Genomic DNA, 25,521 nt, shown 5'->3' on the forward strand with positions numbered 1-25,521 from the left:
CATGATCGGCCACGTTCCTTGGTTATCGTCACCTGCTGAAGCAAAGTTGTCGGGGCGGGACAATTCTGAGGAAACTTTGCCGAACGAGCGGGGAGGGCGCATGACTAGGCCTGGAGCGAGGCTGAACGCGGCCGTGTGGCGGTTGGCGGTCGGCCTGCTCGCCGTCGTGGTCGCCGGTTTGATGGTGCCGGCCGTGGCTTCGGCCACCCCGGAGTCCGATGCTGACGCGGCGGTCACCGCCGCCTGGGAAGCCGGCGGCGGTGAGGGCGGGCCGCTCGGGCCGCGGCAAGGTGACGTCTACGCGGTGGGTTCGGGCTTCGCCCAGAACTTCGCCGGCGGCAAGATGTTCTTCACGCCGGCCACGGGCGCTCATTTCATGCAGGGCGCGATTCTGGAGAAGTACGAGTCGTTGGGCGGGGCGGCCGACGGCGATCTGGGATTCCCGACCATCGACGAAGGCGCCGGGCGTGCCGCCGACAGCCGCAACTCGACGCTGAGCGCACCTGATCACCCCGTGATCTTCTGGACTCCGGCGACCGGTGCCCACGTGGTCCGGGGTGCCATCAACGCCGCCTGGGACAAGCTCGGCGGTTCCGCCGGAGTGCTGGGCGTTCCGACCGAGGACGAGTCGTTCGACGGCGATGTGAGCTCCCAGAAGTTCACCGGCGGCGAGATTTCCTGGAACCGCAAGACCAAGGCGTTCACCACGGTGCCGCCGGAGCTGGCCGATCAGCTTGCCGGCCTGGAGGTTCCGTCGGATCCGGCCGCGGCGATCGCGGCGGCCCGCAGGGCGGCTGGCGGGCCGATGGGTCCGCTGGGAGCCAAGGACGGCGATCAGTATCCGATCGGCGACGGTGGACTGGGCCAGAACTACGCGGGCGGCAAGATCTTCTACAGTCCCGCCACGGGAGCCAACGCCGTCACCGGTCAGCTACTGGAGAAGTACGAAAGCGTGGGCGGCCCCGAAGGCGATCTCGGCTTCCCGACCGCCGGCGAGTCCGAAGGCGGGCTGGGCCCGAACAGCAGGATCAGCACCTTCGCCGCGGCCGACAACCCTGTCATCTTCTGGACCCCCGACTACGGCGCGGTGATCGTCCGTGGCGCGATGAAGGCGGCCTGGGACAAGCTGGGCGGAGCCAAGGGCGCACTGGGCGCGCCCATGGCCGACCAGACCGAAGACGGCTCGGTCATCAGCCAGCGGTTCAGCGGGGGAGCGATCTCCTGGGACCGCGAAGCCAACAAGTTCACCACCGAGCCGTCCAAGCTCGCCTCCGAGCTGAGCGGACTGCAGGTCCCAGGCATCGAGCAGCCTCATGCGGGCGGTCCGCAGCAATCCGGTACCGATAACAAGAAGCCGTTCACCTGGCATTGGAGCTGGTGGTGGCTGATCGCGGTGATTCCCGTGCTGCTGCTCGCAGGTCTGATCGTGGGGGCGGCGCTGTGGCATCGACGCCGGGCTGGTGGCGACGACGACTTCGACCACGATCCGTTCGACGATGACTACGACGGCGGCCCCGGCGAACCGCACTATGACGACGGTCGCTACTCCGAGGCCCGCTACGAATCGCGTGGATACGACCACGACGACTATGCGGACGACCGCGGCGCCGACGTGTCGGGCGGTTACCGACCTGGCCCTGTGTACGGTCCCGGTGAGGCCACGACCACGCGCTTCGCCGGGCCGGCCGATGATTCGGCGAGCGGTGCGGAGTCGCCGTACGACGGTCCCACCGATATCGCGATGCCGGTCAGTCAGTGGGCCGCTCCTTCCGGGTCGGCCGGTGAATACGGAGCACCGGGCGAGGACGACGAACCACCCGAGGACGCCTCGCGGCTGGCGGGCCCGGAGTCCGGACCGAGCTTCGACCGCTTCGAAGGCGACCGCTTCGAAGACGATGGCTACCGGGACGATGACGACTTCGAGGACGACGACTTCGAAGAGGACGACTTCGACGACGACTATGACGAGGACGAGGATCTCGACACTCCTATCGATGCGGAGTTCGAGGAGGTCGCCGAGGGCGAGGACACCGACGACGAGATCGAGGCCGAGCTCGCGGATGACGTGGCCGACACGGGGGCACTCGCAGGTGCGGCCGGTGTTGTGCGGGCTGGGCAGGGATTCGCGGCGCTGAGCGGCCTGGCCGGGGTGGGCGACCAGGACAATGTCGACACCGCTCCGACCCGTGTCATCACCGAAGCCGAGGCATACAGCAGCGAGGCCCACAGTGGGCGCCATGCCGCCATCGAACTCGAGGAGATTCCCAGCGCGACGGCCATCCACCTACCGCTGGACGACCCGTACCGCGCACCGGAGGGCTACCCCATCAAGGCGGACACGAAGTCCGGCCGGTACTGGGCACCCGACAGCAGCGAATACGACGACGCTGTGGCCGAGATCTGGTTCGCCAGTGAGGAATTCGCCCGTACCAACGGATTCGTGCGGACAGACTGAGCCCGGTATCGGAGGACCCGGCCACCGTTCGAAGTGGCCGGGTCGAGGATCGATCCGTCAGATCTTGCGGATCACGGTGACGACCTTGCCGAGCACCGCCGCGTCGTTGCCCGGGATCGGGTCGTAGGCCGGGTTGTGCGGCATGAGCCAGACCTGACCACGGGTCCGCTTGAACGTCTTCACGGTGGCCTCGCCGTCGATCATGGCGGCCACGATCTCACCGTTGTCGGCCACGCTCTGCTGGCGCACAACCACCCAGTCGCCGTCGCAGATGGCGGCATCCACCATCGAGTCTCCGACGACCTTGAGCAGGAACAGCGAGCCCTCGCCGACCAGTTCCCGGGGCAGCGGGAAGACATCCTCTACTGCCTGCTCGGCGAGGATGGGACCGCCTGCCGCGATGCGTCCCAGCACCGGGACGAAGGTCGGCTCGGGTAGTGCGTCCGAGCCGGCCACATCGGTAGACACCACCGCGGCCGCTTGATCTTCGGCACTCCGTACGTCGACCGCGCGCGGCCGGTTGGGGTCGCGTCGTAGGTAGCCCTTGCGTTCCAGGGTGCGCAACTGATGAGCGACCGACGAGGTGGAGGTCAAGCCGACCGCGTCGCCGATCTCCCGGATGCTGGGCGGATAGCCGCGGCTGGTCACCGACGCGCGGATCACGTCGAGAATGGTGCGTTGCCGGTCGGTGAGGCCGCCCTCGGCCCGGCGTGGGCCTGCGCCGTCCGATCCGGCCGGGCTTTCGGTGCTGCCGTCCCTGCTGCGGTCGTCGCTCATGAGGCCGAATGTAGTCGTTGGTCGAACATTAATCAAACATGTGTTCGACGCGTGTTGCGCGCGAGTTCCCAGGTGGACTGGGCGGTCCGCGCGGTGCGGGGGTGCGGCGTGCGGCCGCCGTTCTTCGCCGCCGGAACTTGTCGGTGCCCTGTTCTATCGTTTGGCAACAGTTCGATCACATGTTCTATCCATCGAACACTTGAGCGACTATGTTCGAACACATAAGCGAATCAGTCTCACCGAAAGGCAGTCAGATGGCGATCATCGATATCCCGGCCGATAGCCGTTCCCGCGCTGTTCGGGCCATGCCGCAGTCACCCCGCGCCCAGTTCGGCACCGGCGCGCCGCGGCCGGTGCGCCGGGTCCGCCGCCCGGCACCTGCCCGGCCTGCCGGTGGCGCGGTCCGCTACCACGGAACCGGGGTGCTGATGTCGCGGGCATCTCATCGCAGCCGTCCCATCACGCCGTTGACGACTGTCTTGCTGGCGCTGGTGGCGGCCGGCATCACCGTGTGGCTCGGGTTGGTGGCCCAACTCGGCGGGGTGATGGGTACTGAGCCTGCGGCGCCGGCCGAACTGGCCGTGGTTCAGGTGAAGTCGGGGGAGACACTGCAGCAGGTGGCCCGCCGGGTCGCCCCGGATGCCCCGGTGGCCCAGGTCGTCGAGCAGATCCGCGACCTCAACCAGCTCGAATCCGCAGCAGTCGACACGGGGCAGACGCTGCTCGCCCCGGTCGGCTGACCAGTTCCATGTCCGCTGAATCGTCCTGGCTGCCAGCCACACTGGCCGGCGCCGGCGTGAGCGCCTATGCGCCACTGGACCCGGCGGTGCGTCTGCCACGGGCATCACGGGTACGCTCAAGGACGCTCGAACTAGTTGTCCGGCGGCATGACGAAGGAGCGGTGATGCACTGTCCGTTCTGCCGTCATCCCGATTCGCGTGTCGTCGATTCGCGCGAGACCGATGAGGGGCAGGCCATCCGGCGCCGGCGGTCGTGCCCTGAGTGCGGACGTCGATTCACCACCGTGGAGACAGCTGTGCTGGCCGTGGTGAAGCGCAGCGGGGTGACCGAGCCGTTCAGTCGTGAAAAGGTAATCCGCGGCGTGCGCCGGTCCTGTCAGGGCAGGCAGGTCGACGATGATGCCCTCAATGTGTTGGCGCAAAAAGTCGAGGACGCCGTCCGCGGGCTCGGCACTCCGGAAATCCCCAGTCATGAAGTGGGGTTGGCGATTCTCGGTCCGCTCCGCGAACTGGACGAAGTCGCCTATCTGAGATTCGCCTCGGTGTACCGGTCGTTTTCGTCGGCCGAAGACTTCGAACGCGAGATCGAGGCACTACGGGCTCACCGCGCCGAGGCGTAGTTCGAGGTTCACTCCAGCCGGGCGGTGCCATCGTTGACCACGCGGCCGGCCAGGCGGACCCAGCCCTCCGGGCTCCAGCGGGTCTCGATCACAGAACCCTTGCCCTGGATGATCCTGAGGTCCCGGCTGAGATAGTCGGTCATCCGGACCGCTGCCGCGCCGGTCGCCTCGTCTTCGGGGATCCCCAGCGCTGGGGCGAATGATCTGGCTCGCACCGTGCCGTTCGCCTTGTCGATCCAGGCCCAGAGGTAGTTCTGGTCGGCGTCGTCGAAATCCTTGGGGTCGGCGGCAAGCAACTCGTCGACCGAGCTCAGGTCATAGATGGCGAACTCCGGTGCCCATTCGGACCGCGCGTTGACGACGGCACGATCTGCGTCGTACTCAACCTGGAGAATCCCGGCATGCACTCGCAGGGTGCGGACCGGCAGCCCGATCTCACGCAGCCACCATGATGCCCCGACGGTCGGGTGCCCGGCGAACGGCAGCTCGGTTGCCGGGGTGAAGATGTGAGCGCCGGCCGAGTTGGCGCCCGGCTGCGGCAGATCGATGAATACCGTTTCGCTGTAACCCAATTCGGCGGCGATCCGTTGCCGGTCGCCAGGAGCGACGGTGCTGTTGTCGACCACTCCAAGCGGATTGCCGTACTTGCCGTCGGAGTCGGTGAACACGCGCAGCACGGTGACATCGGTGGCCATAGACCGATGCTACGTCGCAGTCCCCGGTTGTCGGCGCGGCCCGGGCAAGGGTGAGAAGGTCAGGTGGCGCTGCGCTCGTCGGCGCCCATCGCGTCGAGCGCCGCGGCCTGGGTGTCGAACGTTCCGCTCATCGCCGCTTCGCTGCGCCCGCTGCGCAGAAGGCTGCGGAGCCGATCCTGGTCGTACACCGACGGTTCGGTCGTGTCGATGAAGCGCTCGACCACCTCGACGAAGCGGTCGGGATCGTCGTGGAACGGAAAATGCCCGGATCCGGAGAAGACCTCCAATTGGGATCCGGGCATCGCCGAGTGCGCCATCCGGGCGTGGCTGACGGGGATCACCGAGTCCGACTCGCCCCAAATCAGTTGCACGGGAACGGATTCAGTCAAGTAACAGCGGTCCAGCATGGTGACGACCTGGCCCCGCCAGTCCACGACGGCGCGCAGGGTCCGGGCAAATGCCGACGATGCCGTCGGCTCCGGCAGATCGGCCAGGATGCGCAGCATGTCCGGGATGTCATGCCCGAGCCCGGCCGAGCCCAACACGGCGCCCGCGGCCCGCCCGGCCAGCTGCAGAGCCGGCAGCACCAGTGGCAGCCGCAGCAGCGCCAGCGCCTCGCTGCCCATCGGCAGTGAGGCGACCCGCAGTGCCACGTTGACATCCTTGGTGACGCCTCCGGCGCCGACCAGGATGAGCCGGTCCACCAACTGCGGGAACTGGTAGGCGAATTGCATGGCCACGCCGCCGCCCAGGGAATGACCGACCACGGTAACCCGGTCGATGTCGAGGACGCTGAGCAGGTCACGCATGCCGTTGGCGTAGGCCGCCACCGAATAGTCCGCACGCGGCTTGTCGGAGCTGCCGTGCCCGAGCAGGTCCGGGGCGATCACCGTGAACCTCTGCGCCAGAGCCGATTGCACGGTGTGCCAGGTGGTGGAGTTGTCGCCGATGCCGTGGATCAGCAGGATCGCCGGCCCGGATCCGGCCACCCGGAAGGCGCGCCGGTATCCGTGGATCGTGCGGTATTCGAGCGTCGGGGTGAGCTCGCGAACGGTCCGCAGATGGGGTTTGCGCTCGGTCATGCTGGTCAACCTCGCTCTCGGCCCGGCGTCGGGCGGCTATGAGTGGTTGTCGCCGTTCGGGAATCCGTCGCCGAAGCCATCCCGTCCGTCTCGGTACTTGTCGTCTTTGTACTTGTCACCGGCCTGCTGGGCGAGGAACCGTTCGAACTCGGCACCCAACTCGTCGCCGCTGGGCAGTTCCTCGTCGCGCGCCAGCAGGGACCGATTTTCCTGTGCGGCAACGAACGCATCGTACTGGCGCTCCAACCCCGTCACCACTTGGGCGACTTCCGCGCTGGCCTCTACCTGCTCGTTGATCTTGCTGTACACCTCGGCACCGGCCTCGGACAGTTTGTCCAACGGCAGTTTTAGCGAACCGGTACGGGCCACCTCTGCCAGCAGCGCCTCGGCGGCGGGCGGATAGGCCGTCTGGGCCAGGTAGTGCGGGACGTGCACGGTGTAACCCACCACCTCATGGCCGTGCTGAGCCATCCGGAACTCGAGCAGGTTGGAGACACTCGCCGGCACCTGCACCTCGCCGACCCAGGGAGTGTGGTCCGCGATCAGTTCCTTGTCGTTGGAGTGCGCGGTGAGCATGACAGGGCGGGTGTGCGGCACCGCCATCGGAATGGTGCCGAGGCCGATCACCCGCCGTACCCCGAGCTGTTCGGACAGCAGCCGCACCGCGGTGATGAACCGCTCCCACCGCAGGTCCGGCTCCAGGCCGGCCAGCAGCAAGAACGGCGTGCCCACGTCGTCGTGCAGCGCGTAGAGATTGAGCTCGGGTTCGTCGTAGCTGGTGAAGTGGTCGGTCTTGAAGGTCATCAGAGGCCGCCGCGAGCGGTAGTCGAGCAGCTCGTCGATGGCGAAGGAGGCCACCAGCTCGGTGTCGAGCGTGTCCTTGAGGTGCTCCGCGGCCAGCCGGATCGCGTGACCGGCGTCGGAGTATCCCTCCAGGGCATGGATCAGCACCGGACCGCGGCCATCCGAAGAGGACAACTGCGGCGCCGGGAACTCGAGCTCGTACATTCCGCTCTGATCGGGCTGGTAGTGCTGCTCGGGGGTGTCGCTGCTGTCGGTCATTTCGCTTCGTCTCCTCGCTGCGGTAGGACGCTGTGACGGCCCACCACCGTGCCATCTAGTGTCTCGCATACCCACGCTGCGGGTTCGTTCCGCCCCGCTTGTGCATGCGAACGCGCCAGACCGGGGCCGTCATTCCGGCGGCGGTGCCCGCGATCAGGCAAAATCGTCATGATGCAGGTGACCCGGATGGTGAAGCTCACAATCGCGGCGGCCGTGATGACCGCGCTGGCCGCGGCGTGCGCCGGGCCGGGCACCCGGACCGCGGGGGTCGGGTCTGCCGGCTCCCCGACGGTCGCGCCGGACAACCCACCGGTGGAGGTCAGCCCGTTGTCCCAGGCCGGGGCGGAGTCGGTGATGCCGGACCGTCGCGTGGGAGCGTTGTTCCTCGGCGACACCACGACGCACACGTGCAGCGGATCGGTGTTGTCCAGCACGTCCGGTGATCTCATCCTGACGGCCGCGCACTGTCTTCTCGACGGCGCCGATACGGCGTTCGTCCCCGGTTTCGGCGAAGGCGGTGGCGCCACCTGGCATGTCGACGCGGTGTATCTGGACCCGCGCTGGATCTCCGAGCAGGATCCGCAAGCCGATTACGCCATCGTGCGGGTCACCGGCGGTTCCGGGGCAAGCCTGCTCGCGGCGGCCGACGGCGGGTTGAGCCTGGGGTCGGCGCCTGCGCCGGGAAGTCTCGTGACGGTGACCGGCTACCCGATGGGGGAAGGTGGCAGCCCGCTGGCCTGTCGGGGCGCGACCGAACGGTCACCGCAAGGGTTCCCGTCCCTGGCCTGCGCCGGCCTCACCGACGGTTTCAGCGGCGCCCCATGGGTTTCGGGGTCCACGGTGACCGGCCTGGTCGGCGGGCTCGACGGCGGTGGGTGCGACGACGACGTGTCCTACTCACCGCATTTCGACGACCGCATCGTCCGGTTGCTGTCCCGGGCCGAGGCAGGCGGGCCGGGCGACGCCGCGCCAGCGGCACTCGAATCCGATTGCTAGTAGCGAAACTGGTTGAGCGCGCGCAGTTTGTTCATCACATCCAGTGCGGCAACCTTGTACGCCTCCGAGAACGTCGGATAGTTGAACACCGCGTCGACGAGGTATTCCACTGTGCCGCCGCACCCCATCACAGCCTGCCCGATGTGCACCATCTCGGTCGCGTTGGTTCCGAAGATGTGCACGCCGAGCACCCGGAGATCCTCGGTGGACACCAGTAGTTTGAGCATGCCGTAGGAGTCGCCGGCGATCTGGCCGCGCGCCAACTCGCGGTACCGGGACACACCGACCTCGTAGGGGATCGAATCCTTGGTCAGATCGACCTCGGTGGCGCCGACGAAGGACACCTCAGGGATCGAGTAGATGCCGATCGGCTGCAGGCTCATCATGCCCTTGGTTGGCTCGCCGAACGCGTGGTAGGCCGCCAGCCGGCCCTGCTCCATCGACGTGGCGGCCAGCGCCGGGAATCCGATCACATCGCCCACCGCGTAGATGTGGTCCACCTTGGTGGTGAAGTTGTCGTCGACGTAGATGCGGCCGCGAGCATCGGATTCCAGGCCGGCGTTGGACAGATCGAGATGATCGGTCTGTCCCTGGCGCCCAGCCGAATACATCACCGTCTCGGCGGGGATCTGCTTGCCGCTGGCCAGGGTGGTCACCGTGCCGGACGGGCCGACGTCCACGCCGGTCACCTCTTCACCGAACCGGAAGGTGACCGCGAGGTCGCGCAGGTGGAAACGCAGTGACTCGATGATCTCGGGATCACAGAACTCGAGCATGTCGTCGCGCTTCTCCACGACGGTGACCTTGGTCCCGAGTGCGGCGAACATCGAGGCGTACTCGATACCGATCACCCCTGCGCCGACCACCACCATCGACGCGGGCAGCGACTTGAGATCGAGGATGCCGTCGGAATCGAGGACTCGCGCATCGTCGAACGTGACACCGGCGGGGCGGGCCGGCTTGGTCCCCGTGGCGATCACGATGAAACGGCCACGGACAGTGACCAACTCGGCGCGGTTGGGGTCCTCGACGATGATCGTGTGTTCGTCGGAGAACCGGCCGTGCCCGGTGTAGAGCTCGATGCGGTTGCGCATCAGCTGCGACCGCACGACATCGATCTCCCTGCCGATGACGTGCTGGGTCCGCGACAGCAGATCAGCAGGGGTGATCTTGTCCTTGACCCGGTAGCTCGCGCCATAGAGTTCCCGCTGACTCATGCCGGTCAGGTAGACGACGGCCTCACGCAGCGTCTTGGACGGGATGGTGCCGGTGTTGACGCACACGCCGCCGAGCATCATGCCCCGCTCGATCACCGCGACGGACTTGCCGAGCTTCGCTGCGGCGATGGCGGCGCGTTGGCCACCGGGGCCGGAACCGATGACGACGAGGTCATATTCCTGCATCGAACCCATGGCACAACTGTCTACGCGGGGTTGCCGGCCCGGCGCATGTGGCCGACGCCGAATACCCGGTGAACAAATGCCTCCCGGGTTATCCCCAACGCAGAGTCCATCCCCAGCCACCGGCGACCGGGGGGTGCTGGGGACGGTCCGTGACGGCACCGGTTGGGACGGTCAGGGCATGACAACACCACCGCCGTCCTCGTCGGAATTCGATTTCCACCTCAACCGTCCCGGCGCGCTGATCGCCGCACTGCCCGCGGTGCTCGGCTTCGTCCCACACCGCAGCCTCGTGCTGGTCACCGTCGACCGTGGCGCGTTGGGTTGCGTCATGCGCGCCGATCTGGCGGACGACATGACCCAGCGCATCGATCATCTGGTCGACCTCGCGGCCACCGCCGGCGCCGACGCGGTGATCGCCGTGGTGGTGGACGACCAGAGCACTGATTGCCAGGCGTGCGATGACCGCTACCGCGACTTGACCTCGGTGCTGGACCAGGCGCTGGCCGCCGACGGTATCGAGCTCTACGCCGCGCACGTGGTGGACAAAGTGGCCGCGGGCGGAATCTGGCACTGCGCCGACGGTTGTGGCGAACAAGGGTTCGTGGACGATCCGGGTGCGTCGCCGCTGGCGGCCGCCGCGGTGCTGGACGGTCGGCGGCTCTACGCCAGCCGCGAAGAACTGCTGCAGGTGATCCGGCCGGATCCCGTCGCCGGAGACGGCATGAAACGGCCACTGGCGCTCGTGGCCCAGCGGCCCGGGTGCCCGGAGTCGCGGCCCGACGCCGAGGTGCGCACCGACGTCGAGGCCGCGATGACGGTGGCGCTGCGGCTCGCCGAGGGCGACGGGCCCGGGCGTGCCGAGTTGGCGCGGCTCGCCGTCGGGTTGGCCGATCCCCGTGTCCGCGACACGCTCTATGCGTTGGCGGTGGGAGAGTGCGCGGAGCAGGCCGAAGCCTTGTGGGCTCTGTTGGCTCGTAGTCTGCCCGACCCATGGCGCGTGGAAGCGCTTGTGTTGCTGGCCTTTTCGGCATATGCGCGCGGTGACGGTCCGCTGGCCGGGGTTTCGCTGGATGCCGCTTTGCAGGCTCGGCCGACGCACCGGATGGCCGGGATGCTCGATACCGCGTTGCAATCGGGCATGCACCCGGAACGGATCAGGGAGCTGGCGGCCACCGGCTATCGGCTGGCCGAGCAGCTCGGCGTGCAGTTGCCGCGGCGCAGGCAGTGGGGGCGCAGAGCCGGTTGAGCGGCTAGACCTTCTCGACGCGCACCGCGTGCGCCATGTGATGGGGCAGCTCGACCTGCTCATGCCCGGGGATCACGATCATCACGCCGCCATGGTCGGTGGCCTCGACGGTGACCCTCGCGTTCGGCACCACACCGGCATCCTTCAGCCGGCCGATCAGCTCGGTGTCGCCCTGAACGTGCTCGGTGAGCTGGCGCACCACCACGGCCACCGGCAACCCGACCGGGAGTTCGGTGAGCCGGACCAGGCTGACGTCATCGAAGCCGGTCGTGCCGACCCCGAGGTCTGACAGGCCCGGGATCGGATTGCCGAACGGGGAGGTGGTGGGGTTGTCGAGCACCTGCACCAGCCGGCGCTCCACATCCTCACTCATCACGTGTTCCCAGCGGCACGCCTCGGCGTGGACGTCCTCCCAGGGCAGCCCGATCACGTCGACCAGCAGCCGCTCGGCCAGCCGGTGCTTGCGCATCACCGCGACAGCCAGGGCGCGGCCCTTGTCGGTCAACTCCAGGTGGCGGTCGCCGGCCACATGCAGCAGGCCGTCCCGTTCCATACGGGACACCGTCTGGCTGACCGTCGGACCGCTCTGGTCGAGTCGTTCGGCGATGCGGGCACGCAGCGGCACCACGCCCTCTTCCTCGAGGTCGTAGATCGTCCGCAGGTACATCTCGGTGGTATCGACCAGATCGTTCATGCGCGCCTTCCCAGCCCAAACGTCACGGCTCAGTCTACCGTTTCCGGCGTTTGAACTGCGGCGCAACGTCGGGGCGTCGGCCAGCTCACATCGTCACCCAAAAGCCCAGGACAGGCTGGGTAAACCGGCGAAAATCGCCCGGAATGGCCGATGGGCCCCGCCGGAAACCGGCGGGGCCCATCGGCTTGGGCGGACTAGCTGGCGTAGGAGCGGAGCCGGTCGGCGCGCTCGCCGTTGCGCAGCTTGGCCATCACTTCACGCTCGATCTGGCGCACCCGCTCGCGGGACAGGCCGAACAGCTTGCCGATCTGGTCCAGGGTGCGGGGCTGGCCGTCGTCGAGGCCGAACCGCAACCGGATCACCTGCTGCTCACGCTCGTCGAGCGTGGCCAGCACGTGGCGGATGTCGGTGTGCAACAGCTCGGAGATGACGGCGTTCTCGGCCGACATCGCCTCGGAGTCCTCGATGAAGTCGCCCAACGGGGCTTCCTCGTCGGTGCCCACCGGCATGTCCAGGCTCACCGGATCCCGGCTGTGCTCCAGCAGGTCGTTGATCTTCTCCACCGGAATGCCCGACTCTTCGGCCAGTTCCTCGTCGGTGGCCTCGCGGCCCAGGTTCTGGTGCATCTCGCGCTTGATGCGGGCGAGCTTGTTGACCTGCTCGACCAGGTGGACGGGGAGGCGGATGGTGCGGCTCTGATCCGCCATACCACGGGTGATGGCCTGGCGGATCCACCAGGTGGCATACGTGGAGAACTTGAAGCCCTTGGTGTAGTCGAACTTCTCCATCGCGCGGATCAGGCCCAGGTTGCCTTCCTGGATCAGATCCAGCAGCGGCATGCCCCTGCCGGTGTATCGCTTGGCCAGCGACACCACCAGACGCAGGTTGGCCTCCAGCAGGTGCCGGCGGGCGGCCTCGCCGTCGCGGACGACGGTGGCCAGGTCGCGTTTCCGGTTCTCGCCCAGACGCTTCTTGGTGTCCAGCACGTGCTGGGCGTACAAGCCTGCCTCGATGCGCTTTGCGAGCTCTACCTCATCGGCGGCGTTGAGCAACGCCGTTTTGCCGATGCCGTTCAGATACACGCGCACGAGGTCGGCGGCAGGGCTCTGGGCGTCCAGATCACTGTCGACGCGGCTTGTGGTGGCATTTGCCATGACGGCCTCCTGATCGGCTCGAACTGTCATGGTCTACAACGTCGTAGACGCCATCAGAGTTCCCGCCGATGTCCGGATTCATGCCCATTGAGCTGCAGTTTTTCCGGGCCGACCTGAGAATGTCCTAAGAATGGTTAAAGAAGCCGCTCAGCTGGGAGCATCGTCGCCGGTTCGCGCTGTGTCCGGTTGCGGTGGCATAACCGGCTCCTTCTGTAACGCCGGCCGCTCCGCGGTCGGGAACAGTGGAATCCGCTCGCCACGGCCCGCGTAACGCCGTGGTTCCTCGGCGCTGCGCGGTGGACGATCGTTGGCGATCAGCACGGCCATCCACGGGAGTGGGATGGACACCACGATGATCGCGAGGGAGATGAGCCCGTTCTGCCAGATGTTGTAGGCGACGGCAGCCAGGATGAGCGCAGGGATGCGGAAGGCCATCAACGTCAGGTACTTGCGGACGCGCTGGCGGTGCTGCACTTCGTAGGCAGGTGCGGCTTTGGTGATGAGAACCGGGCGGGCTTCCTTGCCGAAATCGTCGCCGAAATCGCCGTCGAAACTCAGCTCGTGGCTTTGTTTCATGCCTCTACTGTTCCACACCTGGCCCGGGCCGTGACAGGTGGATTTCGCTGCGGCCCGCACCCAGGCACAATGGATGCCGCGCGCACGTGAGGAGCAGAATAAGAACATGCCTACCCAGACCATCGAGCGCCCGGACACCGACGAACGCGTCGACGACGGGACCGACGACGACAGCCCCAAGTTCTTCCACTACGTCAAGAAGAACAAGATCGCCGAAAGTGCCGTCATGGGCACGCATGTGGTCGCGCTGTGCGGCGAGGTGTTCCCCGTGACGAAATCGGCCAAGCCCGGCTCTCCGGTGTGCCCGGACTGCAAGAAGATCTACGAGTCACTCAAGAAGTAGGCGGCAGGTCGACGGGCTCGGGCGCACGGCTTTCGGCCGGCGCCTGGGCGCCGCCGTTGAGTGCCTTGTCTCCCAGCCATTCCCGCAGTCTCCTGGCGTGGGTGTCCGATGCGGGCCACTCTTCCTGGATGGCCGCGTTGAGTTCGGCGCCGAACATGATGGCGAAGCCCAAAAAGAACGCGAACAACAGGAACGCGATCGGCGTGGCCAGTGCACCGTAGGTGTAGCCGGTGCTGGTGATCCAGGTCAGGTAGATCCGTAGCCCGAACGTGGCGACCAGGAACACCACCGTGGCCAGCACGGCTCCGAGAACCAGCCGATGCGTCGGAATCGGCGCCGGCAGGGAGACGCGGTACAGCACGGTCACGCCGACCAGCACCGCCAGGAACAGCGCCGGGTAATAGCCGTAGCGCAGCACGTTGTCCCAGCTGTCCGGGATGTGTTCGGAGACCGCCCGCGGCCCCAGCGCCAGCAGCGGTGCCACCCCGATCGCAGAGACCAACATGATCACGTAGAGGCCCAGCGCATAGAACCGCTGCCGCACGGGGTGCCGCAACGGTGTCTGATCGTGGGCCTCGACGATGGAGTCGACGAACGCCGACACCGCCGAGGATCCGGCCCACAACGAGATCACGAAACCCACCGACACCACCTCGCCGCGGGCGCCCTTCACGATGTCGCGGATCGTCGGTTCGATGATCTCGTTGACCACGTTGGGGGAGAAGAAGCTGTTCGCCGCGTTGATCAATTGATCCTGGATCGTCGGCAGGGTGTCCGGCCCGAACAACGGTGCGATGTAGGCCAGGCTGCCGAGCATCCCCAGTAGGAGGGGAGGCAATGACAACGCGCACCAGAACGCCGCCTGTGCCGACTCCGAGAAGATGGAGTCGTCCCAGCTCTTCGACAATGTGCGCCGAGTGATGTGCCAGATGTGGTGGCGTGATGGTGGTACCGGGAGTGGCTGGCCAGTCATGACCAGTCAAGCATTACTGACGAAACATGCTCCTGCCCAGGCGGGTGGTGTCGGCGGTGCCGTCCGGAGGCGGTCAGGCGTCTGCCGTGCTGATTTCCAGCACCGCAGCCAGCTCGACCAGCTTGGCTTCGTGCTCGTTGGCATGGTGCTGGCAGAAGAGCAGCTCGGCCCCCGAGGGCAACTTCGCGCGCACGCGTGCGGCCGCACCGCAGCGATCGCAGCGGTCGGCTCTGGTTAGCTCCGGGCTTGTCAGAGTTGCGTTCATGGCTCCTCCGTCTTCTGCTCTGCGCATCTCGGCAAAGGCGCCGTGATTGCGTATGTCCACTCTGTCAGACGTTTTGGATTCCGGCCTTGTTCCCCAGGGGTTCACCGGTGTGTCGTGTCTCACTTGGTCGCCGTGTTGCTGCCGGGCAAGCTATCGGTATGCATCCATCGCCGCGCGTCCTGGTTCACCTGTGCAGCACCGAGGAATGGCTGACGGCCCAGCGTAGCGGTGAGCTTCGTCCCGACTCGTTGAGCGTGCAGGGCTTCGTCCACCTTTCGGCTCCCGAGCAGGTGCATCTGCCGGCCAACCGGCTCTACTCGGGACGCGGCGACCTGGTGCTGCTGCACATCGACCCGGCGAAGCTGTCCGATCCGGTCCGGTGGGAACCCGGAGTCCCGACGGATCCCGAGGCGATGTTGTTCCCGCATCTCTACGGTCCGCTTCCGGTGGACGCTGTGATGACCATTACGCCGTACGCGCCGGACGCCCAGGGGCGGTTCGCGCCGCTCGCCGACACGCCGTCGGGGTAGAGCGCAGCTCAGCCGCAGGCGCGGCCCGTGCCATGCTCGTCAGGTGTCCGGCGCAGCCCAGAATCGGCAGGGCGCGGCCACCCGGCTGCGCCTGGTGAAGGCTGCCGAACGACTGTTCGCCGCCCACGGGGTGGACGCGGTGTCGGTGCGGGCCGTCAACGCTGCCGCGGGTCTGGGCGCCGCCTCGGTGCACTACCACTTCGGATCCAAGGACGACCTGCTGCGCGCGGTGCTCACCGACGTCGGAGCGCCGGTGCGTGACGAGATCGCGGGCAATGTCGCGGCGCTCGCGGCCGATCCGGTTGCGCCGACCGCCGACGCTCTCGTCCGTGCGGTCACCGAGCCGTATCTGAAACTGTTGCTGCGCCATCGGGTCCGGGGCATGCGGTGGATCAAGATCATCGCGCAGATCTCACAGGAGAACAATCCGGTACTGCTCGACACCGAGCAGCATCTGCCCGACGAACTGTTCGCTCAGGTGCGGCGAGCGTTTCCGGATTCCGACCCCGCGCGCTTGGAACTGCGCTGGGCCATCTCGATCATGAATTTCATCCAAGCGCTGAGCCGAGCCGACGAATGGCGCCGCAACGGCAGCCGGCTGGACGAGGGCGAGCTGCGGGATTTCTACGACGACCTGGTGAGTTTCGTGGTCGGCGGCGTCGACCGCCTACTCGGCTCCTGACTGATCCGTCACGTAACGGGGCGGCGTTTCACGGTCAAATTTATGGATCACTTGATCCAATCATCTGATCCAGATAACGTGCCGTTCATGTGGAATCCGAGTTCGATCAAGTTCGGGGCCTTCCTGGCGCCCTATCACCCCCTCAACGCCGACCCGGCACTACAGCTGCGCCGTGACATCGACCTGATGGAGCACCTGGACCATCTCGGTTTCGACGAGGCATGGATGGGTGAGCACCACTCCACCGGATCTGAAATCGTGCCCGCGCCAGACATGTTCATCGCAGCAGCGGCCGAGCGCACGGAGCGCATCCGATTCGGCACCGGCGTGATGTCGCTGCCGTACCACCATCCGTTGGTCACCGCCGATCGCATCACCCAGCTCGATCTGCAGACGCGCGGCCGGCTGATCGTCGGCACCGGGCCGGGCAAGATCCCGCTGGACGCGCACATGATGGGGATCAATCCGATCGACCAGCGGCGCATGCAGGGCGACGCACTCGAGGCGGTGCTGCGGCTGCTGCGCGGTGAGGTCGTCAACATGGAAACCGACTGGTTCACCCTGCGCGACGCGCGCGCCCAGCTGCCCACCTACGATCCGGCCGGTATCGAGGTGGCGACCGCCTCGACGATCTCTCCGAACGGGTCGGTGCTCGCCGGCACCCACGGATTGTCGCTCCTGTCGCTGGCCGCCAGCTCGCCGAGCGGATTCGACGTGCTCGACCGCAACTGGGGTGTGTACGAGAAGGTTTCAGCCGAGAACGGTTATCAGGCCGACCGCTCCACCTGGCGGCTGGTCAATCCGATCTTCATCGCCGAGACGCGGGTCGAGGCCGAGCGGGCGGTCGCCCGCCGGATTCACGCGATCGCCGAGTACGTCAACCGGCAGCAGGGCATCAACCCCGACTGGGCGCAGACACCCGAGGGCATCATCAACCAGTGGCGCACCGACAATCTCGGCGAGTTCGGCCAGGCGATCATCGGTACCCCCGAGGATGCGATCGCACAGATCGAACGACTCATCGAGAAGACCGGTGGGTTCGGGACGCTGTTGATCATGCACGTGGACATGGCCGGCTGGGATGCCACCTTGCGCAGCTACGAACTGTTCGCCTCTGAGGTCGTCCCGCATTTCAAGAACCGCAATGCGGGCCGGCAGGCCAGCTTGCAGTTCGCCGAGGACAACAGCGAGAACCTACTCGGCGGCCTCATCGGGGCGATCACCAAGGCTCACACGGACTACTACGGCCGGCCTGCCGAGCAGCTCGCCGGACAGGGGGCGTGATGCGCGCGGCGGAATACTTCGACGGTCGGTTCACCGTCACCGACGTCATCGAGCCGCCGGCGACGGGGCCCGGACAATTGCGCATCAAGGTTGTGGCCTGCGGTATCTGCGGCAGCGATCTGAGCATGTCGAAAGACCCCTGCCGATTCGTCGAGGTGGCGGCCGGCGCGGGCTACCCATTCGCGGTGTTCGACCACAGCAGGCCGGTCGTGCTCGGACATGAGTACGCCGGGATTGTCGTCGAACGCGGTTCGGACATCACCGATTTCGAGGTGGGCGACCGGGTCGCCGGTATCGGGGTGGCCACCGAGGCCAACGGTATGCCGACGATCATCGGCTACTCCAACGACTACCACGGAGCCTTCGGCGAAACGATCGTGGTCGACGCGTTCTGGGTGCGCAAGGTGCCCGACGGGTTGTCCCTCGAGCACGCGACGCTCGCCGAGCCGCTCCACGTCGGTGAGATGCACGTCCAGCAGTCGGGCCTGACCGAGGCCGATGCGGCGCTGGTGATCGGTTGCGGCTCGATCGGTCTCGGCACGATCCTGGCCGCCAAGGCGCACGGTGCGCACACGGTGATCGCTTCCGAGCCTTCGCCGAAGCGCCGGGAACTGGCGCTCAAGATGGGTGCCGACATCGTGGTCGACCCGGGCGAGCAGGATCCGATCGAGCTGTGGAATTCGATGTTGACGGAAGGGCGTGGGGGCGGCGGAATCCTGATCGCCTATGAGTGCAGCGGGCGGGCCGGCACCCTCAACAAGCTGACCCACACCCTGCCCTTCGGGTCCCGAATCCAGGTCGTCGCATCACCTTTCGGCGAGGAGACGATCATTCCGGTTGTCGCGCAGTTCCGGCAGATCGCGATCAACTTCGGCAACGGCCCCTACCACGAGGCCTACGAGACCGTGCTGAAACGGTTGGCCGACGGCGAGATCGACGCCGAGGCGATCATCACCGGACGGGTCGGACTCGACGGGTTGGGTGACGCATTCGAGGCGCTGCGTGACCCCGAGGCGCACGTGAAGATCCTGGTGATACCGCAGGGGTGAGCCATGTCCTCACAGGTGGCCAGGGCTGCAATGACGTCGTCGCGTCAAGTCACAGTCCTGGTCACCATCCTGCCGGGAGATCCACTCGTCAGGCGGAGTGAACCGGCGTCACCGGGATGCGGCCCGCACTGGCGCCACCGTCGACGGTCAGGTCGGCGCCCGTGATGTATGACGACGCGTCCGAGGCGAGGAATGCGACGACCTCGGCGACCTCTTCGGGGGTGCCGACGCGGGTGAGCGGTGCACCGGGATGGCCGCCCAGTCCGCGCTCCACCTCGAGGTGGGCGATCATCGGCGTGTCGATCATTCCGGGATAGACGGTGTTGACACGAATGCCCAACGGGCCCAATTCGATTGCCGCGACCTTCGACATGCCGCGCAAACCCCACTTGGACGCCCCGTATGCGGTGTAACCGGCGAGCCCCTGCACACCCGCCTGTGACGAGATGTTGACGATCGAGCCGCCACCGGCGGCCTTCATCGGTTCGGTGACGGCCTGGATGCCGAGGAAGGCTCCGATGAGATTCACCCGCAGCATCTGCTCGAATCCGTCGGTGTCCTGCTCGGCCAGTGGCACCACCTTGCAGATGGCCGCGTTGTTCACCAACACGTCGACGCGCCCGAAATCGACCATCGCGGTGTCGACGGCGGCGTGCCAATCGGATTCGCTTCCCACATCGTGGCGGAGGAAACGTGCTGCGGGACCGATGGATTCGGCCACTCGCTGACCGTCCTCGACGAGTACGTCGGTCATCACCACCTTGGCGCCGAGCGCGGCGAACAACCGCGCCTCGGCTTCACCCTGGCCGCGCGCGGCGCCGGTGACGATCGCGACCTTGCCGGACAGATCCATGAGCTTGGGGGTGGTCATCGCTACTTCTCGTTCTGGTCGATGCCGGTCAGCAGGATCTCCGACATGCGGCGGGGAAACTCGGTGACCTTGGCCATCGCCACGATCTGGCGCGGCATGACGACGTGGCGCTTGTTGCGTTCGATGGCGTCGGCGATCGCGGTGGCCACCACCTCGGGCTCCAGTGCCGCCGAGGGCAACATGCGCAGCCGCTCGAACCGCTCGATGGTCTTGCGGGCGGGCGTGAATTCCCTGATGTGATCGATCATGTCGGTCCGCACCTCGCCGAGCTGGACGAGTGTGGTGCCCACGGGCTTGCCGCGCAGCTCGGCGCGGATACCGGCGGTGAAATGGCTCAGGCCGGCCTTGGAGGTGCCGTACAAGGTGACCCCCGGGCCCTGGGCGATCGCCCCGTAGGACGACACGTTGACGATGTGGCCGCGGCCCCGTCGCACCATCCGCGGCATGGCCTGGCGGCACAGCTCCAATGGTGCGGCGAGGTTGACCTGCAGGAGGTTCTGCACATCGGCGGCGCTGGCATCGGGGAACAGGCCGACGCGGTCGATTCCGGCATTGTTGACCAGGATGTCGACCGGGCCGTCGGCCTCGACCTGGTCCAGCAGCGCCTCGACGGCGGCCGGATCGGTGAGGTCGGTGGGGTAGGCCTTGCCGTCGATCTCCTTGGCGAGCAGGTTCAGGGACTCCGCGTCACGCGCCACCACCGCGACGTCGACGCCGCGGGCGGCCAGCACCTCGGCGATGCTCTTGCCCAGCCCGCGGCTCGCGCCGGTGACCAGAGCGCGGGTGTTCCGAAGCTTCATGGGTTGCCTTTCAGAGGTTCGAGGTGTGGTTCTCGGAATTCAGGGCGCTGCGCACGACGGCGCACACATCTTCGGTGGCCTCGGCTGCGGCGGGGAGGTGGTCGGCGAGGTTGAAGAATCCGTGGAAGCCGCGCTCGTAACGCCGCACACTGACCTTCGCGCCACCGGCGGCGAGCATGCGGGCGTACTCCTCGCCCTCCTCGCACAGCGGATCCAGGGCACCGGTCAGCACGTGACCATCCGGAAGCCCGGTCATGTCACCCAGAATCGGCGACGCCGAGACGTCGGTCTGCGCGCCGCTGTCGCCGAGATACTGCGCGGTGAACCACTGCATGTGCTCGGCGGTCAGGACGCCGCTGCGGGTGTGCGGGCTGGACAGCGACGATTTGCGGCGCTGGTCGACCACCGGATAAATCAGTACCTGGAATGCGATCGGCGGGCCGCTGCGGTCGCGTGCCGTCATCGCCACCACGGCCGCGAGATTGCCACCCGCGCTGTCGCCGGCCACCACGATCCGGTGCGGGTCGCCGCCGAGTTCACCGGCGTGGGCGGCCACCCATTCGGTTGCGGCCCAGGCATCTTCGACCGCGGCGGGATACGGGTGTTCCGGCGCCAGCCGATAGTCGACCGAGACCACGATGGCGCCGATGCCGTTGGCGAGCCTGCGGCAGCAGGAGTCATGGGAGTCGAGGTCGCACAGTACGAATCCGCCGCCGTGGAAATAGACGAGGACAGGTAGTCCGGCGTCAGTGTCGATGCGGGATTCGGCGGGGTCGAGCGGATGGTAGATCCGCACCGGGATGTCACCGGCCGGCCCGGGGACGGCGCGGTCCGCGATTTTGGCCACCGGCACGGGTTTGGCGGGCCTGCGGCTGGCCTTGAGCCGGGCCCTCACCTCGGCCGCGGCGGCGATGGGGTCGAGTTCACCGGCGAAGATCGGCGCGAACGCGTCGCCCATCCGGCCGGCGACCTCGCGTTTCATGGTGTCTTCCTGGACATCTGAGCCACTCATCGGACGCCCCCGGTGAGCTCGCCGCGCAGTACCTTGCCGGTGGCGTTGCGGGGTAGCCGGCTCACGAATTCGACGTCCCGGGGGATCTTGTACCGGGCCAGGTTCGCGCGCACGTAGTCCTTGATGTCGTCGGCGGCCAGGGTGGCGCCGTCGACCGGCACCACGTAGGCGTTCAGGCGTTGGCCGAAATCGTCGTCGCTGACGCCGATCACCGCGACCTCGTCCACCTCGGGATGGCTGCTGATCAGGTTCTCGACCTCGAGCGGATAGACGTTCTCGCCGCCGCAGATCACCATGTCGTCGTCACGGCCGTCGATGTAGAGCCTGCCGGTGTGGTCGAAGTGGCCGACATCGCCGCTGCTCTGCAAACCGTCGATCGATTCTTTGGTGCGGCCGTCGGTGTAACCGGCGAAGCTGACGTCGCTGCCGGCGAAAACCCGGCCGATCACGCCGGGTTCGGTGATCTCGTTGCCCGCCGAGTCGTACAGGCGCACCGCGCATCCCACCGGTGCACGACCCGCGGTGCGCGGGTCGTGTTGCAGATCCTCGGGCATCGCCACGGTCATGACGGCGAGTTCGGTCGACCCGTAGAGGTTGTAGAGCACCGGGCCGAATTCGGCGAGGGTGCGCTTGACCAGATCGGGGGGCATGGCCGAGCCCGAGACGAAGATGATCCTGAGCGACGAGGTGTCGTATTTCTCGCGAATTTCCTTGGGCAGGGCCAGTATTCGCTGAAGCATCGTGGGCACCACGACCAGTACGTCGCACCCGTGGTTCTGGACCGCGCGCAGGGTCTCCTCGGCGTTGAACTTGCGCCGCAGCACCAGGCGGTTGCCCAGCGCCAGCGAGAGGACCGCCTGGCCCAACCCCGTGCCGTGGAACATCGGGGCGGCCAGCATGCACGTCTGACCCCGGCGGCGGGGCACCCGATCCAACAGTTGCGCCGAGAACAGCGGAGAGGTCTTGCCACGCGGGGCGCCCTTGGGCGTGCCGGTGGTGCCGCTGGTCAGCAAGGTCATCCCGCCGGGCTTGGCGGGCGCGGCGACCGGGGCGGGCGAGGTCGCGGCGATCAGGCCCTCCAGCGAGCCTTCGATGTCGGAGGTCGAGCGTTCTTCGGTCCACGCCAGGAAGCGCCGTACGCCCGGATCGATGGCACTCACCAGGTCGGCGAACTCCTCGTCGTGGATCAGCACGCTGACTTTCTCGCGGGCCGCGACATCGGCCAACTGCGGTTTGGCGAAGCCGGTGTTCATCAGCAGCAGCTGCGCTCCGACCTTGCCTGCCGCGGCCAGGATGGTGACCAGCCCGCGGTGGTCCCGGCACAGCGCCGCGATGACCGAGCCCGCTCCGATTCCCCTCGTGTTCCAGGCGCGGGCCAGCGCGTTGACCCGGTCGTTGAGTTGGGCGAACGTCACGTCGCCCCATTCGTCGGTGATGGCGATGGCGTTGGGGTCGCGCGTGGCGGCGCTCTCGATGACGGCGGCGAAACCGCCGAACTGGCGGACCAGTTTTGCCTGCCGGATGCCGTCGGCAGCTCCACCGGACAGCCCGGACTCGCGTAGGACGGCGATGCTGCGGGCGATCACCCGCATCCGGTTGATCCTGGCGGCGAGGCGGGCAGGGCGCGGAATGGCTCGCTTCATGGCGCAAACCGTAGGTGTCGGCGAGGCGGCTGCGGGCGGCCGAGTCTCGCTGGGCGGGACAGCTTGTCTACTGCGACACACGATTCGATAAGAGTGATGGCAGCCACAGACAGTGCCGTATCGGCGGCGGACAAGCGAGGTTGAAAATGCGGCGTTTGAAGGGTGAGGACAACAGCTTCCTGGCGTGGGAAAGCTCGGTTCAACCGCAGCACACGATGAAGGCCGTCGTACTCGACCCGAGTCAGATGTCCGAGCCGCTGACCTTCGACCGGCTCAAGGCCGCAGTGCAGGGCTGGGTCGACACCGTCGAGCCCCTGCAGTGGCAGCTGCTCGCCCCCCGGGTGGGATTCGGCCGACCCTGGTGGGTTTCGAGAACGCAGCTCGACCTCGACCACCACGTGCAGCGGACCACCGCGCCCGCACCCGGTGGCGACGCGGAGCTGGCCGCGACCATCGGCGAGATCTTCGAGCCGGCCCTCGACCGCGACCGGCCCGCCTGGCAACTCTGGTTCGTCGAGGGTCTGGCCGACGGCCGCATCGCCCTGGTGCTGAAGATCCACCACGCCGTCGCCGACGGCACCGCATCGCTGAGGCTGCTGGAAACCCTCTACAGCACCGATCCGCAGGCCCCATTGCCGCAACCCCGATCGACGCCGTTGCCGAACGAGCGGCGCCCGGCGCCGTGGGTGTGGTGGCCGCTGGTCATCCGCCACCAGGTCGCGGCGCTGGCCCGTTTCCCCAGCGTCATTGCCCGTACCGCGGCAGTGACAGGCGTCATCCGCCGGCGGCAGAAGGCCGGAAAGCCCGGTTACGCAGAGGCATTCGCCGCACCGGCGATGCCGTTCAACGAACCTTTCTCGGCCAGCCGCCGGTTCGCCTACCGGCGCTGTGACGTGACAGAGATCAAGCGGGTCGCAAAGGCTTTCGGTGTCACCATCAACGATGTCTTCCTCAGCATCTGCGGTGGCGCGTTGCGTGACTACCTGGCCGAGAACGGAAAGCTCAGCGACGAAACCCTGACCGCGGTGGTGCCCGTCTCGATGCGCCCGGCCGAAACCGAAGCCGAGTGGGGCAACAAGGTGGCGCGGTGGAACGTCGACCTCGCGACACACATCGCCGATCCGGTGGAACGATTGGCGGCGATCGCCTCGGCGACCCGCACCGCCCGTGAGGTGCAGGCCGAGCGCGACGCCTGGCTGCAGCACGACTGGATGGAGTACTGGCCGCTGTTCTGGCTGTACTCGCGGGTGCTGCCCATCCTCGGGGCCAAGATGAAGCGCCGCCCGATGTTCAGCCTCATCGCGTCCAACATGCGCGGCCCGCAGAACACGCTGTACCTCGGCGGCGCGCCGATCGAACAGCTCATCTCCTCGGGACCGATCGTGTTCCCGATGGGATTGAACTTCACCGGGTGGAGCTACCGCGACGAGATGGCTATCTGCGTGCTGACCTGTGGTGATCAGGTGTCGGACCCGTACCGCATCGCCGACCGGGTGCCGCAGGCGCTCGCCGATCTCGCGGCGCGGGCGGGTTCAGCCGATGGCGGGTTGCTGGACGCTGCGGATCGTCAGGCGGTATCCGGCTAGGACGTCGAACCAGAGACGGGCCACCGGATCCGTCGCATCCAGCGCGTGGCGGCTGCCGCTGCTCAGCAGCTGGTCGGCGGCATCGCGGGCGCGGGTGACGGCCTGGCACAGCGCCGTCCCGGCGGCGCCCGCATCGGCGCTCAGCGACGTGACGAGTTGCAGCCGCGCGGCGTCGATGTCCGATTCCGCCTTGGCCACCAGTACCGCCGACGAGGTCAGTTCGTTGGTGTCCTCGCTGCCGTACGAGGTGGCCAGGCGTTGACGGACCTGGCCGACGTGTGCTCGCCAGACCCCGGCTGCCGCACCGACGACGGCAGCGGCCTGCCCGGCACCGGCCACCACCGGGCAGGAAGGTCGGGACTCGTCGAAATCGCTGTTTTCACGGGAACTTTCGCCGGGATGCGAAAAGACGGCGTCGACGATCGCACCGGACACGCTGACGTCTCCGATGCCCGCCGTAGCCAAGCCGCGCCTGCCGACGTGTCGGTCTATCTGCACGACATCGCGGGGGACAAGGACGTAGCGGACGGATTCCCGTGCAGCTTCGTCATCGCCCTCCAGGGCGCTCAGCAGCAGCCAGTCCGCGAACGCGGCTCCGGTCACCGACTCCCATCGACCCGTCAGCCGAAGCTCTCCGTCCCCGGTGGTCAAGCGGCCCGCCGGCTGGGCGCATGCGGTGACCAACGCCGCGGCGTCGGCGCCCCACACCCGTTCGGCGGCAGTATCGTCCAGCCCCGCAACCGTGTAGGCCGCGGCATTCAGCGCCGCGGCCAGCCACCCGCCGGACCCGTCGCGCTCGGCGAGATCGGCCACCGCGACGACGAAATCGGTTGCTTCCGAGGCCGATCGGGACACCGCACGGCCGCCGTGCCGGACCGGCTGCAGCAACCGGGTCGACGCCGAATCGCGCAGGACGGCAATCGATTCAGCATCCGAGATGCCGGGATCGACTCCGGGTGCACCGGGCGGCTCGGCCATATGAC

At 67.3% G+C, this 25,521-nt stretch carries 26 protein-coding genes; 11 read left to right on the plus strand and 15 right to left on the minus strand.

Annotated elements, in window-relative coordinates:
* The first annotated feature begins 100 nt into the window (after positions 1-100).
* Positions 101-2,455 carry an LGFP repeat-containing protein gene (locus tag QQ25_RS14115; protein ID WP_039379267.1) on the plus strand — a complete coding sequence of 785 codons (2,355 nt, stop codon included), beginning with the start codon at positions 101-103 and terminating at the stop codon, positions 2,453-2,455.
* Between the two features lie 57 nt (positions 2,456-2,512).
* Here QQ25_RS14115 and lexA read toward each other — a convergent pair whose 3' ends face one another.
* A complete protein-coding gene (gene lexA / locus QQ25_RS14120) occupies positions 2,513-3,232 on the minus strand; it encodes a transcriptional repressor LexA (RefSeq protein ID WP_039319323.1) in 720 nt (239 codons plus the stop codon).
* A gap of 254 nt (positions 3,233-3,486) precedes the next feature.
* Here lexA and QQ25_RS14125 point away from each other — a divergent pair, with 254 nt between their 5' ends.
* Positions 3,487-3,972, plus strand: a complete 486-nt coding sequence (locus tag QQ25_RS14125) for a LysM peptidoglycan-binding domain-containing protein (protein ID WP_039320487.1) — start codon at positions 3,487-3,489, stop codon at positions 3,970-3,972.
* 164 nt (positions 3,973-4,136) lie between these two features.
* Positions 4,137-4,592, plus strand: a complete 456-nt coding sequence (nrdR, locus tag QQ25_RS14130) for a transcriptional regulator NrdR (protein ID WP_019348288.1) — start codon at positions 4,137-4,139, stop codon at positions 4,590-4,592.
* An 8-nt stretch (positions 4,593-4,600) separates the two neighbouring features.
* Here nrdR and QQ25_RS14135 read toward each other — a convergent pair whose 3' ends face one another.
* The 3 genes from QQ25_RS14135 to QQ25_RS14145 are packed head-to-tail and all read right to left on the minus strand — an operon-like array spanning position 4,601 to position 7,431.
* Entirely contained in the window at positions 4,601-5,287 is a 687-nt protein-coding gene (locus QQ25_RS14135; protein ID WP_039379270.1) for a PhzF family protein, read from the minus strand.
* Between the two features lie 59 nt (positions 5,288-5,346).
* Entirely contained in the window at positions 5,347-6,369 is a 1,023-nt protein-coding gene (locus QQ25_RS14140; protein ID WP_039379272.1) for an alpha/beta fold hydrolase, read from the minus strand.
* Positions 6,370-6,405: 36 nt separating this feature from the next.
* Entirely contained in the window at positions 6,406-7,431 is a 1,026-nt protein-coding gene (locus tag QQ25_RS14145; protein ID WP_039379275.1) for a proteasome assembly chaperone family protein, read from the minus strand.
* 168 nt (positions 7,432-7,599) lie between these two features.
* Between QQ25_RS14145 and QQ25_RS14150 the strand changes: the two genes are divergently transcribed.
* Positions 7,600-8,427, plus strand: a complete 828-nt coding sequence (locus QQ25_RS14150; protein WP_039379279.1) for a trypsin-like serine peptidase — start codon at positions 7,600-7,602, stop codon at positions 8,425-8,427.
* Here the strand turns inward: QQ25_RS14150 and sthA are convergent.
* A complete protein-coding gene (gene sthA, locus QQ25_RS14155) occupies positions 8,424-9,839 on the minus strand; it encodes a Si-specific NAD(P)(+) transhydrogenase (RefSeq protein ID WP_039319334.1) in 1,416 nt (471 codons plus the stop codon). The genes QQ25_RS14150 and sthA overlap by 4 nt on opposite strands.
* Positions 9,840-10,008: 169 nt before the next feature.
* On the opposite strand from sthA, the gene QQ25_RS14160 reads away from it, so the two are divergent.
* Positions 10,009-11,076 (plus strand): DUF4192 domain-containing protein, encoded by a 1,068-nt coding sequence (locus QQ25_RS14160; RefSeq protein WP_039320492.1) that lies wholly within the window; start codon positions 10,009-10,011, stop codon positions 11,074-11,076.
* A gap of 4 nt (positions 11,077-11,080) precedes the next feature.
* On the opposite strand, the gene QQ25_RS14165 is transcribed toward QQ25_RS14160, so the two are convergent.
* The 3 genes from QQ25_RS14165 to QQ25_RS14175 form a co-directional block, all read right to left on the minus strand.
* A complete protein-coding gene (locus tag QQ25_RS14165; RefSeq protein WP_039319336.1) occupies positions 11,081-11,770 on the minus strand; it encodes an iron-dependent transcriptional repressor DtxR in 690 nt (229 codons plus the stop codon).
* A gap of 194 nt (positions 11,771-11,964) precedes the next feature.
* On the minus strand, positions 11,965-12,954 hold the full coding sequence (locus tag QQ25_RS14170) for a sigma-70 family RNA polymerase sigma factor (RefSeq protein ID WP_255376491.1): 990 nt from the start codon (positions 12,952-12,954) through the stop codon (positions 11,965-11,967).
* A 117-nt stretch (positions 12,955-13,071) separates the two neighbouring features.
* Complete coding sequence (locus tag QQ25_RS14175) at positions 13,072-13,500, minus strand: DUF3099 domain-containing protein (RefSeq protein ID WP_039319339.1); 429 nt, start codon at positions 13,498-13,500, stop codon at positions 13,072-13,074.
* Positions 13,501-13,606: 106 nt separating this feature from the next.
* On the opposite strand from QQ25_RS14175, the gene QQ25_RS14180 reads away from it, so the two are divergent.
* The gene (locus QQ25_RS14180; protein WP_039320495.1) at positions 13,607-13,843 is read left to right on the plus strand and encodes a DUF3039 domain-containing protein; all 237 of its coding nucleotides are present in this window, start codon (positions 13,607-13,609) and stop codon (positions 13,841-13,843) included.
* Here QQ25_RS14180 and QQ25_RS14185 read toward each other — a convergent pair.
* Both QQ25_RS14185 and QQ25_RS14190 read right to left on the minus strand, forming a co-directional pair.
* A complete protein-coding gene (locus tag QQ25_RS14185) occupies positions 13,833-14,816 on the minus strand; it encodes a YihY/virulence factor BrkB family protein (RefSeq protein ID WP_039319342.1) in 984 nt (327 codons plus the stop codon). The genes QQ25_RS14180 and QQ25_RS14185 overlap by 11 nt on opposite strands.
* A 73-nt stretch (positions 14,817-14,889) precedes the next feature.
* Entirely contained in the window at positions 14,890-15,081 is a 192-nt protein-coding gene (locus QQ25_RS14190) for a DUF7455 domain-containing protein (RefSeq protein ID WP_029111051.1), read from the minus strand.
* A 158-nt stretch (positions 15,082-15,239) separates the two neighbouring features.
* Between QQ25_RS14190 and QQ25_RS14195 the strand changes: the two genes are divergently transcribed.
* The 4 genes from QQ25_RS14195 (at position 15,240) to QQ25_RS14210 (ending at position 18,626) form a co-directional block, all read left to right on the plus strand.
* Positions 15,240-15,611, plus strand: coding sequence for a DUF952 domain-containing protein (locus tag QQ25_RS14195; protein WP_052235823.1), 372 nt, complete (start codon positions 15,240-15,242; stop codon positions 15,609-15,611).
* 43 nt (positions 15,612-15,654) lie between these two features.
* Entirely contained in the window at positions 15,655-16,293 is a 639-nt protein-coding gene (locus QQ25_RS14200; RefSeq protein WP_039319348.1) for a TetR/AcrR family transcriptional regulator, read from the plus strand.
* 87 nt (positions 16,294-16,380) lie between these two features.
* Positions 16,381-17,577 carry an LLM class flavin-dependent oxidoreductase gene (locus QQ25_RS14205; protein WP_039379951.1) on the plus strand — a complete coding sequence of 399 codons (1,197 nt, stop codon included), beginning with the start codon at positions 16,381-16,383 and terminating at the stop codon, positions 17,575-17,577.
* Positions 17,577-18,626 carry an alcohol dehydrogenase catalytic domain-containing protein gene (locus tag QQ25_RS14210; RefSeq protein WP_039319350.1) on the plus strand — a complete coding sequence of 350 codons (1,050 nt, stop codon included), beginning with the start codon at positions 17,577-17,579 and terminating at the stop codon, positions 18,624-18,626. The genes QQ25_RS14205 and QQ25_RS14210 overlap by 1 nt, the downstream gene beginning before the upstream one ends.
* A gap of 88 nt (positions 18,627-18,714) precedes the next feature.
* Here QQ25_RS14210 and QQ25_RS14215 read toward each other — a convergent pair whose 3' ends face one another.
* The 4 genes from QQ25_RS14215 to QQ25_RS14230 are packed head-to-tail and all read right to left on the minus strand — an operon-like array spanning position 18,715 to position 22,952.
* The gene (locus QQ25_RS14215; RefSeq protein ID WP_234706092.1) at positions 18,715-19,497 is read right to left on the minus strand and encodes a glucose 1-dehydrogenase; all 783 of its coding nucleotides are present in this window, start codon (positions 19,495-19,497) and stop codon (positions 18,715-18,717) included.
* Between the two features lie 2 nt (positions 19,498-19,499).
* Positions 19,500-20,297, minus strand: coding sequence for an SDR family NAD(P)-dependent oxidoreductase (locus tag QQ25_RS14220; protein WP_039319352.1), 798 nt, complete (start codon positions 20,295-20,297; stop codon positions 19,500-19,502).
* 10 nt (positions 20,298-20,307) lie between these two features.
* Entirely contained in the window at positions 20,308-21,309 is a 1,002-nt protein-coding gene (locus tag QQ25_RS14225) for an alpha/beta hydrolase (RefSeq protein ID WP_052235824.1), read from the minus strand.
* Complete coding sequence (locus QQ25_RS14230; protein WP_052235825.1) at positions 21,306-22,952, minus strand: AMP-binding protein; 1,647 nt, start codon at positions 22,950-22,952, stop codon at positions 21,306-21,308. Before QQ25_RS14230 ends, QQ25_RS14225 begins: the two co-directional genes overlap by 4 nt.
* A 146-nt stretch (positions 22,953-23,098) precedes the next feature.
* Here QQ25_RS14230 and QQ25_RS14235 point away from each other — a divergent pair, with 146 nt between their 5' ends.
* A complete protein-coding gene (locus QQ25_RS14235) occupies positions 23,099-24,538 on the plus strand; it encodes a wax ester/triacylglycerol synthase family O-acyltransferase (RefSeq protein WP_039379283.1) in 1,440 nt (479 codons plus the stop codon).
* Here the strand turns inward: QQ25_RS14235 and QQ25_RS14240 are convergent.
* Positions 24,485-25,516 (minus strand): acyl-CoA dehydrogenase family protein, encoded by a 1,032-nt coding sequence (locus QQ25_RS14240; RefSeq protein WP_039379286.1) that lies wholly within the window; start codon positions 25,514-25,516, stop codon positions 24,485-24,487. The two genes, QQ25_RS14235 and QQ25_RS14240, sit on opposite strands and share 54 nt — an antisense overlap.
* Positions 25,517-25,521 lie beyond the last annotated feature (5 nt).

This window comes from Mycolicibacterium setense, from assembly GCF_000805385.1.
Classification (GTDB): Bacteria; Actinomycetota; Actinomycetes; order Mycobacteriales; family Mycobacteriaceae; genus Mycobacterium; species Mycobacterium setense.